Genomic DNA, 16,200 nt, shown 5'->3' with positions numbered 1-16,200 from the left:
GTAAGCTAAAAGACCGAAGTCTTCCGCATCCGCTATCAAGCGCCCACACTTATCGGTTGTTTGTTTGTTAAAGAACTTTCCGCGATTCGCTTTGCTTACCGCGTCGCTGCGTTTGCTGCAGCGGAGAAACAAGACTATAAAGAATTATCTGCGTTTCATCAATACTTTTTTAATCTTTTCTTGCTCAGGCTGGATTCGCTACGCGCTCTTCCCACCTTTCCTGCCATCCCCCGCAACCTTCGCCCGTCTGCCTTGCAGCTGAGCGTTGTACTGCGGAAGGGGGCGAATACTAAGCTGTCGGCACGGTGCTGGCAAGTCTTTTCTGAAAAATTCAGTCGGCACGCAAAAAGAGCTTCAAGGCGCACAATCAAGCATCAAACCTCGGGGCTGACCGGCTTCCGCTAAAATTCGCGTTCACTCCTCACCTCTTCACAACAGAACACTATGGGATTCGAACAACTTGCTGCGCTAAAAGCGCAGCTGGCGCAACAGGCCAAACCCAAGCCGGCGGCCAAGCCCACACGCGCCCGCCCGCCCGCGCAAGCGGCCCAGTCGAAACCGGTGGATCCTGTTGTACGGAACATCGGGCGGCTTCAAAAGCGCTTCCCCCTCGCCTTCCCTAAGAGCCCTGCACCGAAGAAAGCACTGAAAGTCGGCATCTTTGACGATCTGCTTGGCTACGCTAGCGAACTGGGCTTGCAAGAGGCTGAGTTGCGTGAAGCCATCAAGACCTGGTGCCGTGGCACCCGTTACAAGGCGTGCCTCACGGAAGGCGCTGCGCGAGTAGACCTCAACGGCGCCGATGCGGGCGCTGTCACGCAAGCGGAAGCAACGCGCTTCAAGAAATAAGCGGCGGCGGTGGCGCGGCAGATGCGGACAGGCATAAGGCTATAAGGCTTGCCGCACGATCTACTCTGGCGGCCGCTCTGCCCCCTTCGCCTCGCGGCAGCGCTCGATCAGCCTCAGCACCGCAGGTGAGCGCTCGTTCTTGCGATGGACCACGGCCAGTTGCGACGCCACGTCGTTGCGGGCCAGCGGCTTGAATACCACGTCGGGCGGGGCAAACGCGCACATCGAGGCGGGGATCAGCGCCACGCCAAACCCGGCCGCCACCATGCTGATGATGGTGGCCATCTGGGTCGACAAAGCCTCCACGCGCGGCTGGAAGCCAGCATTGCCACAGATGGCGAGCGTGATGGCGTAGAAGCCGGTACCGTGCTCGGTATGCGTGCAGATAAAGGTCTCGTCGCGCAGCGTGGCTACGTCGACGCGAGCGCGGCCAGCCAGCGCATGGGTGGCGTGCAGGGCCACCACGACGGCCTCGGACGCGATGTCGAACAAGGCCAGCCCTTCTGGCAGGGACCGCAACGGTGGCCGGATAAAGCCGATATCGAGTTCGCCGCGTGCCACCGCTTCGAGCTGGGCCGGCATGTCCATCTCCCGCATGACGAGTCGCACGGCCGGATGATCCTGGCGAAAACGATAGACGAGCCGTGGCAATAATCCTGACAGCGCGGCCGACGCCACATACCCGATGGCAGCGCCGCCGACATCACCCCGGCTGGCGCTGGCCGTGACCAGCCCGGCATGCTGGACCTGGCGCAGCACACCCATCGCTTCCTCGTAAAAAACCGCACCCACATCGGTCAGCGCAATCCGGCGCTTGCTGCGCGAGAGCAGCGGCGCGCCCGCTTCTTGCTCGATCCACCGGAACTGCTGGCTCAGCGCCGGCTGCGATATGCCCAGGCGCTCTGCCGCGCGGCCAAAGTGCAGCTCTTCGGCCAGCGCGGCAAAGTATCGGTAGTGTCGGAGTTCGAGGTTCATCGCGATGGCCCGTTTTCAATATAAGTACAGCTTATCAATAATTAAGCTTTACGCACTTGAACCTATCGAAGTCTGCGCCGCATGATGCTCGACTTGGCGGCGGCGACGCCGCGGCACGCATCGGGAGCAAGTCGGGCATGGGATTGGTCAACAAACGGGTAGCAAGCTGCGCAGAGGCCATCGCCGACCTGCGCGACGGCGCCACCGTGATGGTGGGCGGCTTCGGCAGCGCGGGCCTGCCCGACGGCCTGATCGCAGCGGTGCTGGCGCATGGCGCGCGGGATCTCACGGTGATCTCCAACAACGCCGGCTACGACGGCGAAGGCGTGGCGAGCCTGATTGAAGCCGGGCGCATGCGCAAGCTGGTCTGCTCCTACCCGCTGACAGCGGGCGCCACGGCCTTCCGCGATGCTTACCGGCGCGGCGAGGTCGAGCTGGAACTGGTGGCGCAGGGCACGCTGGTAGAGCGCATTCGTTGCGCCGGAGCCGGGCTGGGCGGGTTCTACTGCCCCATCACTGCCGGGACGATCCTTGCCCAAGGCAAGGACACGCGGGAGATCAACGGTGTGCTGCACGTGCTGGAGCTGCCGCTGCATGCGGACTTTGCGCTGATTCGCGGACGTCATGCGGATCGCCTTGGCAACCTGGACTATCACCTGGCGGGCCGCAACTTCAACCCCATCATGGCCACGGCGGCGCGCGTGGTGGTGGCGGAGGTGGAGGCGATGGTCGAGGCCGGCGCGATGAATCCCGAACAGATCGTGACGCCCGGCATCTTTGTCCACCGCGTCGTCACCGCTAACGCCTGCAAACAGCAAGCCGGGAGCCAGCCATGAAGCGATGGAACAGGGAACAGATCGCCCGGCACGCGGCGCAGGACATCCGGCCGGGTGCCTACGTCAACCTGGGCATCGGCCTGCCGACGCTGGTCGGCGACATGCTCCCGCGGGAGCGCGAGGTCTTCCTGCATAGCGAGAACGGCATCCTGCATCTCGGGCCACGCCCGCCACTGGGCCACGAGAACCCGGACCTGATCAATGCCAGCAAGCAGCCGGTGACGCTGCAGCCTGGCGCGGCCATCTTCGATTCCGCACTGAGCTTCGCGATGATGCGCGGCGGCCACCTGGACCTCGCCATCCTTGGTGCCTACGAAGTGGCGGAGAACGGCGACCTGGCCAACTGGAGCCGCGGCGACCCGAACACGCCGCCCGCCGTGGGCGGCGCCATGGAGCTGGCCTTCGGCGCGCGCGAGGTCTGGGTGCTGATGGAACACACCACGCGCGACGCTCGCCCGCGCCTGTTGCACCGCTGCACGCTGCCGTTGACGGCAAGCGGCGTGGTCAGCCGCATCTATACCGACCTGGCGGTGATGCGCGTGACGCCCGACGGCTTGCTGGTGGAGGCCATGGCCGAGGGCATGACCCTCGGCGCGTTGCAGGCGCTGACCGAGGCGCGGCTGCTAGCCTAGCGCCGTCGGCAAAGCAGCGAACCAGCGAATCGGCATTTCAGCGGCTGGCCACCACCCGCTCGATCCACGCGACGAACACCGCGACCACTTCCTCGCGGTTGGTCTCGTTCAACGTCTCATGCCGCGCCCCGCCGAACACGTGGGACGACACGTCGGCCTGCCCTGCCGCGCGGTAGCGGCTGACCAGCGGCTCGAACCATGCCAGGTGATTGTTGACCGGATCGGAGTCGCCGGTGAACAGGTACATCGGCAACGCCGCACGGATGCGGCGCAGCGTATCCGGCTCGGCCAGACGCGCGCACTCGGTAAACATCGAGGCGCGCGAAGCCGGCGTCACGGTGAACCCGCACAACGGATCGGCGATATACGCATCCACCTGGGCTGGGTCGCGGCTGAGCCAGTCGAATGGCGTGCGGCTATCCGGCACCCCGGCATTCATGTCTTCCAGCTTGAAACCCGCCTGTGCTGCTGCCAGCATCAGGTCCACCGCGGTGGTGCCCGACAGCGATACGCCGTCGAGCAGCGCGCTGTGCTCAACCAGGTAGCACTGCGCTGCGAACGAGCCCATGCTGTGGCCAAACAGGATCAGCGGCACCCCGGGATGCTGCGAGCGCGCGTGCCGGCTGAGCACGGCCATATCGTCCGCCAGCGCGGCAAAGCCGCGCGGGCCGAAGTCGCCGAGCTTGTCCTGCGCGGCCGCATCGGCGCCGTGTCCGCGATGCTCGCTGGCGTAGACCACATAGCCCGCGCGCACCAGTGCGTCGGCCAGGGGCCGGTAACGCCGCGCATGCTCGCCCATGCCATGCGCGATCTGGACCACGGCACGCGGCGTGGCGCCACCCTGCCAGCGGTGGACCTCGATCTTGTGATCGTCATTCGAATCGAGACGAAAGTGGACGTAGGGTTCCGATGTCTGCATGCCAAGCCCTCGGTTAACGCCGGCCGCGTCGGGAGTGACGGTTGCGGCGCAGACATGGTACGCAAGCGGGCGCGTTCAGGCTATCGGGGTTGCTCCGCCCTGCCGCTGTGGGGAACGGCAGGGTTCCCAGTCCGCTGCCCGGCGCAGGCCGGGACGTTCGCCGCGCGCTTACCCCAGCCGCTTGATCACCGCCTCGGCGAACTGCAAGGTCGAGGCCGAGCCCTTGAGGTCGCCGGTTTTCACCTGATCCTGGTTGAGCGTCAGATCGATCGCCTGGCGCAGCCGCACCGCCAGGTCCTGGCGGCCCACATGCTCGAGCATCAGGCCGGCGGCCAGCATCAGCGAGATCGGGTTGGCGATGCCCTTGCCGGCAATGTCCGGCGCGGAGCCGTGCACGGCTTCGAAGATGGCCGCCGTCTCGCCGATATTGGCGCCCGGCGCCATGCCCAGCCCGCCGACAAGGCCGGCGATCTGATCGGACAGGATGTCGCCGAACAGGTTGGTACAGAGCAACATGTCGAACTGCCAGGGATTGAGCACGAGCTGCATGGCGCAGGCATCGACGATGCGATCATCCATCTCCACGCGGCCCACGTAGTCCTGCGCCACTTCGCGCGCGGCCTCCAGGAAGATGCCGGTCAGCGCCTTCAGGATATTGGCCTTGTGCACCACGGTGATCTTCTTGCGCTGGTTCTTGACCGCATATTCGAACGCAAAACGCGCGATGCGCCGGCAGGCGTCGCGCGTATTGGTGCCGGTGGACACGGCCACAGCATGCGGGTCATCGCCCACGGCGATGTAGTAATCGTGCGCCACGTAGAAGCCGCCCACGTTCTCGCGCACCAGCACCAGGTCGATATCTTCGAAGCGGCCCGGCACCAGCGTGCGCGCGGGCCGTACGTTGGCAAAGAGGTTGAAGGCTTCGCGCAGCCGCACATTGACAGAACGGAAGCCCCCGCCCACCGGCGTGGTCAGCGGGCCCTTGAGCGCCAGGCCTGTGCGGCGGATGCTATCGAGGGTGGCCTGCGGCAGCGGATCGCCGCCCTGCTCGATGCCCGCCATGCCAGCCTGCTGCACATCCCAGGAAAACGGCGCGCCCAGCGCGTCCAGCACCTTGACGGTGGCTTGCACCACTTCCGGGCCGATGCCGTCGCCCGGGATCAGGGTGGCGGGAATCTGATTGCGTGCTGGTTGTTCCATTTGCGCTTCCTCTCGACAGGTTGAATGTCCGCGTTCGCAGAGCATGCAATGCGGGCGCATTTCTGTCTAGCGCGGATCATGTCAGCCCGGCGGGATCGCACTGCCGGAAGGAAACTCAGGCGTTGATCACGCCGCCGCCGTGGCCGCCTTGGCTTGCTGGTATGCGGCGTACAGCTTCTTGAACACCGGGCCGGGCGCGCCATCGCCGATGGTCTTGCCGTCGATGGTGACCACCGGCAGGATCTCCTTGCTGGCCGATGTCAGCAACACCTCATCCGCGCCCATCACCTCGTCCTGCGAAATGCGGCGCGCTTCCAGCGAGATATCCAGCGCCGCGCACAGCTCCTCCATCCAGCCGTAGCGGATCCCTTCCAGGATCAGGTTGTCCTTCGGCGGTGCCGAGACCCGGCCCTTGCTGACCACCCAGACGTTGGACGCGGAGGCCTCGGTCAGCATCCCGTCGCGGAACTGGATGGTTTCGGTGGCGTCGTTCTCCACCGCGTTCTGCGCCGCCAGCACATTGCCCAGCAGCGAGGTGGATTTCACCTGGCAGTGCAGCCAGCGCTTGTCCTGCGCCGTCACGCAGGCCACGCCCTTCTCGCGCATGGCCGCTGTGGGCAGCGACATCGGGTTGGTCATGATGAGCACCGTCGGCGTCACCGTCTTCGGGAAGGCATGAGTGCGCCGGGCCACGCCGCGCGTGACCTGGATGTACACCATCTGGTCGGCGAGGCCGTTGGCCTGCACCACGCGGTCGATCAGCGCCATCCACTGCGCATCGGTGTGCGGGTTGGGGATGCCGATGGTGTCCAGGCTGCGCGCCAGCCGCGCCAGGTGCTGCGGCAGCCGGAACGGCTTGCCGGCATAGATGGGGACCACTTCATACACGCCATCGCCAAAGATAAAGCCGCGATCCAGCACGGGGACGCGGGCTTCGGACAAGGGCGTGAGCTCGCCGTTGAGATAGACGATTTCTTCGTTCATGGTGGGTAGGGTAAGGCTGGCGGGCGCCGGGGCCTGGGTTGCAGTACGGGTGCGCACTGGAAGAATGCATGCATTCTTCCACAAGGCGCTGGGGGATCTTATGCAAAATCGGCATGACCTTGGCCTGCTCCGCCACCCGGCCCGCCCGCCATGGCGTTCAGCTTGCGCCCCCGGCCCTCATGCCGAGGCCGGCAGCCATCCATGCGTCCGATACCAGGCAATGACATCGCGAACCGTGTGATCCACGGGCCGGAAGCCCAAGCCTAGCTCACCCTCGCTTTTGGCATGGCTAAAGCGGGTCCGGTCCGCTTCCTTCACCATCAGCCGCACGGTTGCAAGGCTGAGCAGGATCGGCTTGCCGGTGATCCGGGCGTAGATCTCCTGCACGCTGGCCAGCGCAAACAACAACGGCATGGGCAGCGCGCGCTTGGGCGTTGCCACCCCCGCGGTGCGTCCGATCAGCGGGATCAGCTCGCGCATGGTCATATGCCGGCCCGCCGCGAGATAGCGCTCGCCACGCCGCCCGCGCAGCGCCGCGGCGATATGGGCCTGCGCGACATCGCGGGCGTCGACCACGGAAAAGCTCCCCGGAACCAGGCCCGGCAATCGGCGCAGTGCCGTATCGAGCGCGACTTGTCCGGCTGAGGTCGGCCCGATATCGCCCGGCCCCCACATCCAGCCGGGCAGCACGAACGTGGCATGCATCTCGGGAACATTCTCGAGGAAAGTCAGGACAGCGCGATCGCCCAGGATCTTGCTGCGATAGTAGTCGTCGGCGTCGGCTGGATCGCGCACATGCGTTTCATCGATTACCGAACCCGGCGCGCCGTGGAGCACGGCGATGGACGAGGTCTGCACAAAGCGGCGCACGCCTGCCGCGTAGGCTTGCGCGATCAGGGCGGCCGTGCCGTCGACGTTGATGCGCCTGAGCGTTTCCCAGTGACTGCCGCCCTTGTAGTTGTCGCGGAAGAACGCGGCGGTATGGAACACCACATCGCAGCCGTGCATGGCCGGAGCGAACGCCTTGACATCGGCCATGTCGCCAACCACGAACTCCACACCCGCGAGATCGCCGAATTGCTGCCTGGCCTTCTCCGCCGAGCGCACCAGCGCCTTGACCGTGACCCCGCGGCCCTGCAGTTCGCGGACAAGATTGTTGCCGAGCAGACCGGTGGCACCGGTCACGAAAGCGGTTTGCAAGTTCATGGACAGGCCCTTATTTCGAAGATCATATGAAATTCAGATATCAATTGATATCCGTTATGATAGCAGCTGAAATCCCAAATGCAATCGATACGGCAACCCCTTTCGCCGCGCCCAATGCCATGCCCAATGCCACGCCAACGAAGCAACCCGCCCCGCGCAAGCGCCTGAGCCGCGAGCAAAGCCAGGCGCAGACCCGCGAGCGCCTGCTTGAGGCCGCGCGCAGTTTGTTCATGCAGCGCGGCTTTGGCGGCACGTCGATCCGGGATATCGCGGAGGAAGCGGGGTATTCGCAGGGGGCGTTCTATTCGAACTTCCCGGACAAGGAGGCGCTGCTGCTCGATCTGCTGCGCGGCCATATGGAGGCCGAGGCAAAACAGCTGGCAGCGGTGTTCGACACGGCGGAGCACACCGGCGCAGAGGTGCTCGCAGGCCTGGATGCCTGGGCCGCGGCGCTCCATGCGGATGCCGACTGGGCCATGCTATCGATCGAGCTGCAGATGCACGCCAATCGCAGCCCGTCGTTTGCCAGCGTTTACCGTGCGGTCTGCGAGACGCATCGCGGCGAACTCGGCGGCCTGATCGAGCGCCTGTTCCGCCATCTGGGCCGCGTGCCGCCGGCCCAGCCGGAAGAGCTGGCCGCGGGTTTCATGGCGCTCGCCCATGGCCTAGCGCTGCAACGGGGCACGACGAGCGCCGACCCGACCGGCCGGATGCTGATGCTGTTCCTGCGCGGCCTGCTGGCGAGCGCGCAGGTGGCTGGCGAAGCGGCCGATGCCGGTCATCCGGCAAAACGGGGCCGCGCAAGCCGGTAGCCGGTAACAGGTAGCCGCACGCCCGCAGCCCGGGCGCACCGCACCCGGGCTGCCACTGGCTCAATCGTCGAAGTCCCACATGCGGTGCAGGTCCAGCCGCAGGCGGCTGTCGGCCTCCAGCGCATCGACCAGGGCCACACGCTCGGCCAGCGTCGTATCGGCCAAGGCACGCCGGACCATCAGCAGTTCGCTCAGGCCGGTTTCCCCCGCCTTGTAGGCCCGGCCGGTGCGTGCCGCGGCGCTGCGCTGCAGCGCGAGCGCTTCGGCCTGTGCCACGGCTGCGGCGCGCTTGCCTTCCAGGCCGCGGTACAGCACCTCGAACTCGGCGCCGATCTTGCGCTCCACCGCCACCCGGCTACGGGCGGCCGCCTCCGCGTCGGCCGCTGCCGCCACCGCCGCCGAGCGCCGGTGCGCGGAGCCAAGCGGCATGCTGATGCTCACGCCGGCAATCCGCTCCGCGCCGCCGCGCTCCACCGTGAAGAACACGCCCACGGTCGGGTCCGGTTTGCGCTCCAGGTCGGTGCGCCGGGCCTGCCGCTGGGCTTGCGTCTCCTGCGACCGGGCGAGGCGAAACTCGTGGCTGTCCTCCACATAGCGGCCGCGCAGCGCATCGGCGGGGTCGTCCGGCAACGCCTGCAGGCGCACATCCGCCGGCAGGCCGCCAGGCACGCCCAGGCCCGGGAAGCGCGCCCGCAGCTCGGCCGCCGCCGCCGCTTCCGCCGCGCGCGCGCTGGCCAGCGCGGCTGCGGTGCGGGCGCGTTCAGCCAGCAAGAGCTCATGGTCCATGGGCGCCGCATCGCCGGCCTGCACGCGGCGTGCGGTCACGGCCGCCAGCTCGCCCGCCAGGCTGTCGTTGCCCTGCGCCGCCAGCCGCGCCTGTTGCGCGCGCAGCGCCCCGAACCACAGCGACAGGATCTGCCGCGAGACTTCATGGCGCGCATCCATCACGGCGAGCTGGCCTGACTGCGCCGTGGCATCGGCCAACTCGCCATCGGCGTCGGCCTTGCCCCAAAGCCGCAGCGGGCGCTCCAGCGCCAGTTGCCCTTCGGCAAACCGGTCGGACGGCTCGCGCACCTGGCGGCGCTGCCCGATGGCCCGCACCACGGCCTCGGCGGTGCCGGCACGGATGCCGTCCGCCCGGGCCAGCACCGCATCGCGGCGAGCCTCGGCCATCTGCACGTCCGGCGACTGGCCAACGGCGTCGCGCACAGCGGACTCAAGCGGCAACACGCCGGCCTGCGCCGGCATGGCTGCTTGCGCCCACACGGCACCCGGCATCCCGGTGGCAGCGATCATGACAGCCGCGGCTGTCATCTTGCCCATTGCGCCTCTCATTGCTCTTCTCCTTGTGCTTCTCCTTGCGCTTCTCCTTGTGCCATGCGGCCTTGCTTGTCCTCGCGCGGCCGCGCCACGCCAAAGCGCTCGAACAACAGCGGCAACAGCAGCAAGGTCAGTGCAGTGGAGCTGACCAGGCCGCCCGAGACGACGATGGCCAGCGGGCGCTGGATCTCGGAGCCGGGCCCGCTGGCGAGCAGCAGAGGAATCATCCCCAGCGCCGTGATGCAGGCGGTCATCAGGACCGGCCGCAAGCGGTCGCGCACGCCGGTGCGCACCGCCTCGGCCATTGGCAGCCCTTCCTCCAGCAAGGTATTGAAATGCGAAACCAGCACCACGCCGTTCAGCACGGCAATGCCCAGCAGCGCGATAAAGCCCACCGAGGCCGGCACCGACAGGTACTCGCCCGCCACCCGAAGCGCGGCGATGCCGCCCACCAGCGCGAACGGAATATTGGCGATGACGAGCGCTGCCTGGCGGATCGAGCGGAAGGTCAGCATCAGCAGCAGGAAGATCGCGCCCAGCGCCAGCGGCACCACCAGCGCAAGGCGCGCGGCGGCGCGCTGCTGGTTTTCGAACTGGCCGCCCCAGGCCACGCGCAATCCCTTGGGCAGTCCGGACAGGCCCGCCACGGCCGTTTGTGCCTCCTGCACGAAGCCGGTCAGGTCGCGTCCTTCCACGCTGACCTGGATCACCGCAAAGCGCCCGCCGTCTTCGTGGTTGATGCGCACCGGCCCTTCCACGCGCCGCACCTGTGCCAGCGAGGTGAGCGGCCAGGACGTGCCGTCCGGCGCTGTGACCTGCAGGCTGGTGAAGGTCTCGGGCGTCTGCCGCAGGCTATCGCTGCCACGCAGGATCAGCGGCGTGCGCACGGTGCCCTCCGGCACGATGCCGATCCGCTCGCCCTCCACCTGCGCGCGCAGCAACGCTTGCAGCGCATCGCCGGAAAGCCCCGCGCGGCCGACGGCTGCGCGGTCCAGCGCAAGCGTGAGGTACTGCACGCCCTCGTTGCTGGGCGCGATCACTTCGGCCGCGCCGGGGATCTTGCGCACGCGCGCGGCAATGGCCTGCGCCGCCGTGTCGATGGCGCCGAGATCAGAGCCGAACACTTTGATGGCCACGTCGCCGCGCGTGCCGGTCAGCATCTCCGAGACGCGCATCTCGATGGGCTGCGTGAAGCCATACACCACGCCCGGGAAACGCTCCATGACGCGGCGGATGGCGCTGGCGATGTCTTCCTTGCTGCCGCGCCACTGGTCCTTTGGCCGCAGCGCGAGGAAGGTGTCGGTCTCATTCAGCCCCATCGGGTCGAGGCCGAGATCGTCCGAGCCGGAGCGCGCCACGATCGAGCGGATCTCCGGCACCTCGGCCAGCAGCGCCTGCTGCACCCGCAGGTCCAGGCCCACCGAGGTGGCCAGCGAAACCGACGGCGCCTTCTGCAACTGCACGATCATGTCGCCCTCGTCCATGGTAGGCATGAAGGTCTTGCCCACCGACAGGTAGAGCGCCACCGCCACGGCCAGCGCCACGCCAGCCGAGGCAAAGACCGCGCGCGGATGCCGAGCGCTCCAGTCCTGCAGCCGGGCAAAGCCGCGTGCCACCTTGCGCATCAGGTACGGGGACTCGTCCGCATGCGTGCGCAGCAGCAGCGACGCCAGCGCCGGCACCACGGTGAACGCGATCGCCACCGACGACGCCAGCGCCAGCACGATGGTCAGCGCCACCGGGCCGAACAGCTTGCCCTCCAGGCCTTGCAGCGACAGCAGCGGCAGGAACACGATCGCGATGATCGACACCCCGGCAAGCATCGGCACCGCCACGCTGGCGACGGCATGACGGATCACCGCGCCGCGCAGCGATGGGTCGGACTTGCGTTCGTGCGCTTTCGCCAAGGCGGATTCGATGTTCTCCACCACCACCACTGCCGCGTCCACCAGCATGCCCAGCGCAATCGCCAGGCCGCCCAGGCTCATCAGGTTGGCGGTCAGCCCCACGTAACGCATCAGCATGAAGGTCGCCAGCATCGACAGCGGCAGGGTTGCCGCCACCACCAGCGCCGCGCGCAGGCCGCCGAGAAACAGGTACAGCGTCACCACCACCAGCAGGCTGGCCTCGATCAGGGCCCGCACCACGGTGTTGGCGGCACGCGTGACCAGTTCACCCCGGTTGTAGAACACGTGCGTGGACATGCCCTTGGGCAGCTGCGGCGCCAGCGCATCCAGCCTGGCCTGCACATCGGCGACCAGCTGGCGGGCATCGGCGCCGCGCAGGGCCAGCACCAGCCCCTGCACCGCTTCGCCACGCCCGTCCTTGCTGACCGCGCCGTTACGCGTGGCCACGCCGAGCCTGACGGTGGCCACATCGCCCACCGTCACCAGCGGCATGCCGTTGCGCCCGCCCGGCGCGGCAACGGCCACCTGGCGCAAGTCTTCCACGCCGCGCACGCCGCCTTCCACGCGCACCACCCAGTTCTCGTCGCCCTGCTCCACCCGGCCCGCGCCGTCATTGCGGTTGTTGGCGTCGAGCGCCTGGCGCAGTTGCTCCACCGTAACGGCGCGGGCGCGCAGCCGCGCCGGGTCAGGGATGACCTCGTAACTGCGCACCTCGCCGCCCAGCGCGTTGACATCTGCTACGCCGGGCACCGTGCGCAAGGCCGGGCGCAGCACCCAGTCCAGCACGCGGCGTCGCTCGGCCAGCGAGAAGGCATCGCCCTCCACCGTGAACATGAACATCTCGCCCAGCGGCGTGGTGATCGGCGCCAGCCCGCCGATGGCGTTGGGCGGCAGGTCGCGCAGCAGGCCGGCGAGCCGCTCGGACACCTGCTGGCGGGCCCAGTAGCTGTCCACGCCTTCCTCGAAATCGACCGTCACGTCGCTGATGCCGTACTTGGACACCGAGCGGACGATGGTCTTGTGCGGAATGCCCAGCAGCTCCTGCTCGATCGGCGTGGAGACGCGCTGCTCGACTTCCTCCGGCGTCATGCCGGGGATCTTCAGGATGACCTTGACCTGGGTGGGCGAGATGTCCGGAAAGGCATCGATGGGCAACTTCAAGTAAGCCCACGCTCCGGCCACAGCCAGCACACAGGCGGCAATCAGTACCAGCGCCCGCTGGCGCAGGGAGAATTCAATCAGGCCGGCAAGCATCACTGGCCTCCCGCGAGCATGCCCTTGAGCGCGCCCACGCCGGCCACCGCCACGCGCGTGCCGGCGGGCAGCGGGCCGCGCACGGTCGCGGCGGCATCGTCCACGGCTTCGACCACCACGGTCTGGTAGCGCACGCCGGTCTTGGTCGCCACGAACACGCCCGGCGTGCCACGCCAATACGTCAACGCCATGGCCGGCACCCGCACGCGGCCCGCACCGGTGGCGTCGGGTGCGCTACGCAAGTGCACGATCACATTCACGCTCTCGCCAGCCTGCAGGCTACCGCGCTTGTCCAGTACCGCGCGCACGCGCACGGCGGCGGTGCCGTCGCTTGCCGGCACCACGCCGGCCACCGTGCCGGTGGCGCCGCGCTGGCGCACCTCCACACGTTCGCCGCCGGTGGGAGCCGGCGCATCGCGGCCGACCAGCAGATCAAGCTCCAGCGCAGTGGGGTCCACGATGCGGAACAACGGCGCGGCGCCTTCCACGCGCGTGCCGGGCACGGCGTTAACCTCGGCGATCAGCCCGGCACGGCCGGCCACCAGTTGCGGCTCACCTGAGCCGCCCGCGAACACGATGCCCGCGGCAGCCATCTCGGCCTCGCGGGCGCGCACCATCGCCGCCCCTTCGGCCGCGCGTGCCTGCGTGGCTTGCCAGCGGCTGCCCGGGATGATGCCGTCGTCGTGCAAGCCGCGGTCCCGCGCCAGCGCCAGGCGGGCCAGGTTGGCCTGCGAGCGCGCTTCCGACAGCGCACGCCCAGCCTCGAACAGTTGCGGGCTGGCAAAGGCGGCCAGCGGCTGGCCGGCGCGCACCGGCTGGCCAATCGACACCAGCACACGCGAGACCATGCCGGCATAAGGCGCGGCAACCACGTACTGCGCATCGGGCTTTAGCACCACGCGAGCGCTGGCGCCGGTCGCCAGCTGCGCGGCACCGACGACGGGATCAAACCGCACGCCGAGCGCGCGGGCCTGGGCATCGGACAGCGTCAGTACCTGCGCGCGGGCCATGCCAATGGGGAACAGCGTCGACGCGACCAGCGCGCCAACGAAAACAACTCGACGGGAAAACATGCCTGGCTCCAAAGCAGGATGGAAGCGCCCGGCACGCCATGATCAGCCTCGATCAGGCGCGCCAGCGTGCACCGCCGGCGTGGCCGGCAGGGGAATCAGGAAGCGAGGGGAGGGGCATGCGCAGGGGGTGGCCTGCTGTCGCTGCCACGCCATCGGGGCGGCGTGCGCTCCCGCCACGGCAGGCGCCGGAACACCGGCAGCGGCCGCGCGCCAAACAGCAGGAACGCGAAGACCAGGCCGATCAGCACATCGGCGGCCTGCACGTGGAGGGGAAAGGCAATGGGGCCGATGGCGGTCTGCACGTCGACCTCAAGCGGCTCGACCGCGATCAGCGCGGCGGAACCCGCGGGCGAGGTGGATGAAGCGGAAGGAGAATAAGAATTAACCGCACCTTGGAGCGCCGTGTGCACATGCAGGCCATGGAGTTTCGGGGTTCCGAGATGGCCGTGCAGAAGCGGGGTGAGGAGCTGCATTGCAAACAGCAACAGCAGCAGGGCTCCCCGGTAGAAGGAGGGGCGGTCCGCGCGAAACATGGCGCGATTGTAGCCGAGTTCGAGGCGGCGGCGCAGTTTGTGAACGGACCATCCGCGCCGCCCGCCCCCTCAGCGTTTGGCTTGCACCAGTTGCGTCAACCGTTCCGTACCCGACGCGGGCACATGGCTTTGCCCCGGCCTGCCGCGCTGCGACGCGTGCCACGGCAGCATCCGCTCCTCGGCCCACTCCAGCGCCTTGAAGAGGATCACCCCCAGCGCGCACAGCAGCGCCAGCGCCACAAACACGGTCGGCGTGTCGAAGCTGCCTTGCGCCACCAGGATGACGTGGCCAAGCCCGGTCTCGCCCGCCACGAACTCGCCGACGATGGTGCCCACCAGCGCGAACGACACGCCCACCTTCATCCCCGCGAAGATGCTGGGCAGGGCGTTGGGAAAGCGGATCTTCCACAGTACCTTGCTGCGCGACGCCTGGTTGGCGCGCGCCATGTTCAGCATTTCCGGGTCGATGGATTTGAGGCCAAGCACCGTATCGATCAGGATCGGGAAGATCGCGATCAGCATGGCAATGGCGATCTTTGGCGCGGAACCGGTACCCAGCCAGATCACGAACAGCGGCGCCAGCGCCACCTTGGGCACGGCGTTGAGCGCCACCATCAGCGAGTAAAGCGTGCGATCCAGGAAACGGGAGTACACGATGCCGATGGCCGAGCCCACACCCAGGACCACGGCCAGGACAAAGCCCGCCAGCGTGGTCTGCAGCGTGTCCAGGCTCTGCATCAGCAGGAAACCCGGCTGCGCCAGGAACTCGGTAAAGATCTTGCTGGGCGGCGGCAGCAGGAACTCGCGCACGCCAAAGGCCCGCACCGCGCCCTCCCAGATCAGCAACAGCACCACGATGGTCAGGATGGCCAGCCGGCTGTTCTCGGAACGCTTCCATAGCAACTTCATCACATCATCCCCTGTAGATGCCAAGCTCGCGGAAAATCTGGCGGATCTGCGACACGTAGCCGGCAAAGGCCTCCGTCTCCCGCACCGCCAGGCCGCGTGGCCGTTCCAGCTCGATCGGAATCACCGCGGCGATGCCGCCCGGGTTGCGCGACATCACCACCACGCGGTCGCTCAGGTACACGGCTTCGGAGATCGAATGCGTGATGAACAACACGGTTTTGCCGGTGGCCAGCCATGTCCGCTGCAGTTCCTCGTTAAGATCGTCCCGCGTGAAGGGATCGAGGGCGCCGAAAGGCTCGTCCATCAGCAGCAACTGCGGGTCTACCAGCAGCGCGCGGCAGATCGAGGCGCGCTGGCGCATGCCGCCGGACAGCTCCCACGGATAGCGGTGCGCGAACGCGCCAAGGCCGAACAGGTTGAGCACGGAACGCGCGCGCTCCTCGAAATCGGCGCGATCCAGGTCGTGGAACTCGGCGGCAATCAGCACGTTGTCCAGGATCGTGCGCCAGTCAAGCAGCAGATCGCGCTGGAACACCACGCCCATGTTGGCCGGCGGGCCCACGATGGGGTCGCCCTGCAGCGCCAGGTGGCCGCTGGAAATGGGCTCCAGTCCAGCCACGCACTTGAGCAGCGTGCTCTTGCCGCAGCCGCTCGGGCCGACGATGCTGACGAATTCTCCTTCCTCGATTTCGAGGCTGACGTCCTTCAACGCGTACAGCGGTTCACGCTGGGAATGGTAGACCTTGTTGAGCTGCCCGATCTGCAGGAATGCCGACATGTACGTCTCCCGG

The 16,200-nt window shown here is 67.6% G+C and carries 15 protein-coding genes; 4 read left to right on the top strand and 11 right to left on the bottom strand.

The features are described from left to right. Positions 1–444 precede the first annotated feature (444 nt). A complete protein-coding gene (locus tag AC1RWI_RS23795) occupies positions 445–849 on the top strand; it encodes a ProQ/FinO family protein (protein ID WP_052494875.1) in 405 nt (134 codons plus the stop codon). Positions 850–909: 60 nt separating this feature from the next. Here the strand turns inward: AC1RWI_RS23795 and AC1RWI_RS23790 are convergent, their stop codons facing one another. Then, on the bottom strand, positions 910–1,824 hold the full coding sequence (locus tag AC1RWI_RS23790) for a LysR family transcriptional regulator (RefSeq protein ID WP_043353291.1): 915 nt from the start codon (positions 1,822–1,824) through the stop codon (positions 910–912). 143 nt (positions 1,825–1,967) lie between these two features. On the opposite strand from AC1RWI_RS23790, the gene AC1RWI_RS23785 reads away from it, so the two are divergent. Both AC1RWI_RS23785 and AC1RWI_RS23780 read left to right on the top strand, forming a co-directional pair. Then, the gene (locus tag AC1RWI_RS23785; protein WP_043357684.1) at positions 1,968–2,660 is read left to right on the top strand and encodes a 3-oxoacid CoA-transferase subunit A; all 693 of its coding nucleotides are present in this window, start codon (positions 1,968–1,970) and stop codon (positions 2,658–2,660) included. Continuing rightward, on the top strand, positions 2,657–3,292 hold the full coding sequence (locus AC1RWI_RS23780) for a 3-oxoacid CoA-transferase subunit B (RefSeq protein WP_492869173.1): 636 nt from the start codon (positions 2,657–2,659) through the stop codon (positions 3,290–3,292). Before AC1RWI_RS23785 ends, AC1RWI_RS23780 begins: the two co-directional genes overlap by 4 nt. 37 nt (positions 3,293–3,329) lie before the next feature. On the opposite strand, the gene AC1RWI_RS23775 is transcribed toward AC1RWI_RS23780, so the two are convergent. The 4 genes from AC1RWI_RS23775 to AC1RWI_RS23760 form a co-directional block, all read right to left on the bottom strand. Then, positions 3,330–4,211: an alpha/beta fold hydrolase gene (locus AC1RWI_RS23775; protein ID WP_492869171.1), complete on the bottom strand. Its 882-nt coding sequence runs from the start codon at positions 4,209–4,211 to the stop codon at positions 3,330–3,332. Positions 4,212–4,379: 168 nt separating this feature from the next. Further along, the gene (locus tag AC1RWI_RS23770; protein WP_043353286.1) at positions 4,380–5,411 is read right to left on the bottom strand and encodes an isocitrate/isopropylmalate dehydrogenase family protein; all 1,032 of its coding nucleotides are present in this window, start codon (positions 5,409–5,411) and stop codon (positions 4,380–4,382) included. A 126-nt stretch (positions 5,412–5,537) separates the two neighbouring features. Then, positions 5,538–6,395 carry a D-amino acid aminotransferase gene (locus AC1RWI_RS23765; protein ID WP_043353284.1) on the bottom strand — a complete coding sequence of 286 codons (858 nt, stop codon included), beginning with the start codon at positions 6,393–6,395 and terminating at the stop codon, positions 5,538–5,540. Positions 6,396–6,572: 177 nt separating this feature from the next. Continuing rightward, positions 6,573–7,601, bottom strand: a complete 1,029-nt coding sequence (locus AC1RWI_RS23760; RefSeq protein WP_492869169.1) for an SDR family oxidoreductase — start codon at positions 7,599–7,601, stop codon at positions 6,573–6,575. Between the two features lie 56 nt (positions 7,602–7,657). Here AC1RWI_RS23760 and AC1RWI_RS23755 point away from each other — a divergent pair, with 56 nt between their 5' ends. After that, positions 7,658–8,413 carry a TetR/AcrR family transcriptional regulator gene (locus AC1RWI_RS23755; protein ID WP_492869167.1) on the top strand — a complete coding sequence of 252 codons (756 nt, stop codon included), beginning with the start codon at positions 7,658–7,660 and terminating at the stop codon, positions 8,411–8,413. 60 nt (positions 8,414–8,473) lie between these two features. Here the strand turns inward: AC1RWI_RS23755 and AC1RWI_RS23750 are convergent, their stop codons facing one another. The 6 genes from AC1RWI_RS23750 to AC1RWI_RS23725 form a co-directional block, all read right to left on the bottom strand. After that, the gene (locus AC1RWI_RS23750) at positions 8,474–9,691 is read right to left on the bottom strand and encodes a TolC family protein (protein ID WP_492869178.1); all 1,218 of its coding nucleotides are present in this window, start codon (positions 9,689–9,691) and stop codon (positions 8,474–8,476) included. A gap of 53 nt (positions 9,692–9,744) precedes the next feature. Continuing rightward, positions 9,745–12,894 carry an efflux RND transporter permease subunit gene (locus tag AC1RWI_RS23745; protein WP_492869165.1) on the bottom strand — a complete coding sequence of 1,050 codons (3,150 nt, stop codon included), beginning with the start codon at positions 12,892–12,894 and terminating at the stop codon, positions 9,745–9,747. Continuing rightward, a complete protein-coding gene (locus AC1RWI_RS23740; protein ID WP_043353280.1) occupies positions 12,894–13,967 on the bottom strand; it encodes an efflux RND transporter periplasmic adaptor subunit in 1,074 nt (357 codons plus the stop codon). The genes AC1RWI_RS23745 and AC1RWI_RS23740 overlap by 1 nt, the downstream gene beginning before the upstream one ends. A 95-nt stretch (positions 13,968–14,062) precedes the next feature. Beyond that, entirely contained in the window at positions 14,063–14,500 is a 438-nt protein-coding gene (locus tag AC1RWI_RS23735; RefSeq protein WP_043353278.1) for a hypothetical protein, read from the bottom strand. Positions 14,501–14,569: 69 nt separating this feature from the next. Continuing rightward, positions 14,570–15,409, bottom strand: coding sequence for an ABC transporter permease (locus AC1RWI_RS23730; RefSeq protein WP_043353276.1), 840 nt, complete (start codon positions 15,407–15,409; stop codon positions 14,570–14,572). A gap of 4 nt (positions 15,410–15,413) precedes the next feature. After that, entirely contained in the window at positions 15,414–16,187 is a 774-nt protein-coding gene (locus AC1RWI_RS23725) for an ABC transporter ATP-binding protein (RefSeq protein WP_043353274.1), read from the bottom strand. Between the last annotated feature and the right edge of the window lie 13 nt (positions 16,188–16,200).

The sequence above is a fragment of the Cupriavidus sp. MPR-AND1C genome, assembly GCF_058809705.1.
Note: the sequence above shows the minus strand (reverse complement) of the source record. Positions and strands in the feature narration are given on the sequence as shown.

Coding starts and splice junctions, on each gene's coding strand:
- AC1RWI_RS23760 (WP_492869169.1), bottom strand. CDS start 7,601: ATGAACTTGCAAACCGCTTTCGTGACCGGTGCCACCGGTCTGCTCGGC.
- AC1RWI_RS23730 (WP_043353276.1), bottom strand. CDS start 15,409: ATGAAGTTGCTATGGAAGCGTTCCGAGAACAGCCGGCTGGCCATCCTG.
- AC1RWI_RS23795 (WP_052494875.1), top strand. CDS start 445: ATGGGATTCGAACAACTTGCTGCGCTAAAAGCGCAGCTGGCGCAACAG.
- AC1RWI_RS23745 (WP_492869165.1), bottom strand. CDS start 12,894: ATGCTTGCCGGCCTGATTGAATTCTCCCTGCGCCAGCGGGCGCTGGTA.
- AC1RWI_RS23725 (WP_043353274.1), bottom strand. CDS start 16,187: ATGTCGGCATTCCTGCAGATCGGGCAGCTCAACAAGGTCTACCATTCC.
- AC1RWI_RS23750 (WP_492869178.1), bottom strand. CDS start 9,691: ATGCCGGGTGCCGTGTGGGCGCAAGCAGCCATGCCGGCGCAGGCCGGC.
- AC1RWI_RS23755 (WP_492869167.1), top strand. CDS start 7,658: ATGATAGCAGCTGAAATCCCAAATGCAATCGATACGGCAACCCCTTTC.
- AC1RWI_RS23790 (WP_043353291.1), bottom strand. CDS start 1,824: ATGAACCTCGAACTCCGACACTACCGATACTTTGCCGCGCTGGCCGAA.
- AC1RWI_RS23765 (WP_043353284.1), bottom strand. CDS start 6,395: ATGAACGAAGAAATCGTCTATCTCAACGGCGAGCTCACGCCCTTGTCC.
- AC1RWI_RS23775 (WP_492869171.1), bottom strand. CDS start 4,211: ATGCAGACATCGGAACCCTACGTCCACTTTCGTCTCGATTCGAATGAC.
- AC1RWI_RS23740 (WP_043353280.1), bottom strand. CDS start 13,967: ATGTTTTCCCGTCGAGTTGTTTTCGTTGGCGCGCTGGTCGCGTCGACG.
- AC1RWI_RS23770 (WP_043353286.1), bottom strand. CDS start 5,411: ATGGAACAACCAGCACGCAATCAGATTCCCGCCACCCTGATCCCGGGC.
- AC1RWI_RS23735 (WP_043353278.1), bottom strand. CDS start 14,500: ATGTTTCGCGCGGACCGCCCCTCCTTCTACCGGGGAGCCCTGCTGCTG.
- AC1RWI_RS23780 (WP_492869173.1), top strand. CDS start 2,657: ATGAAGCGATGGAACAGGGAACAGATCGCCCGGCACGCGGCGCAGGAC.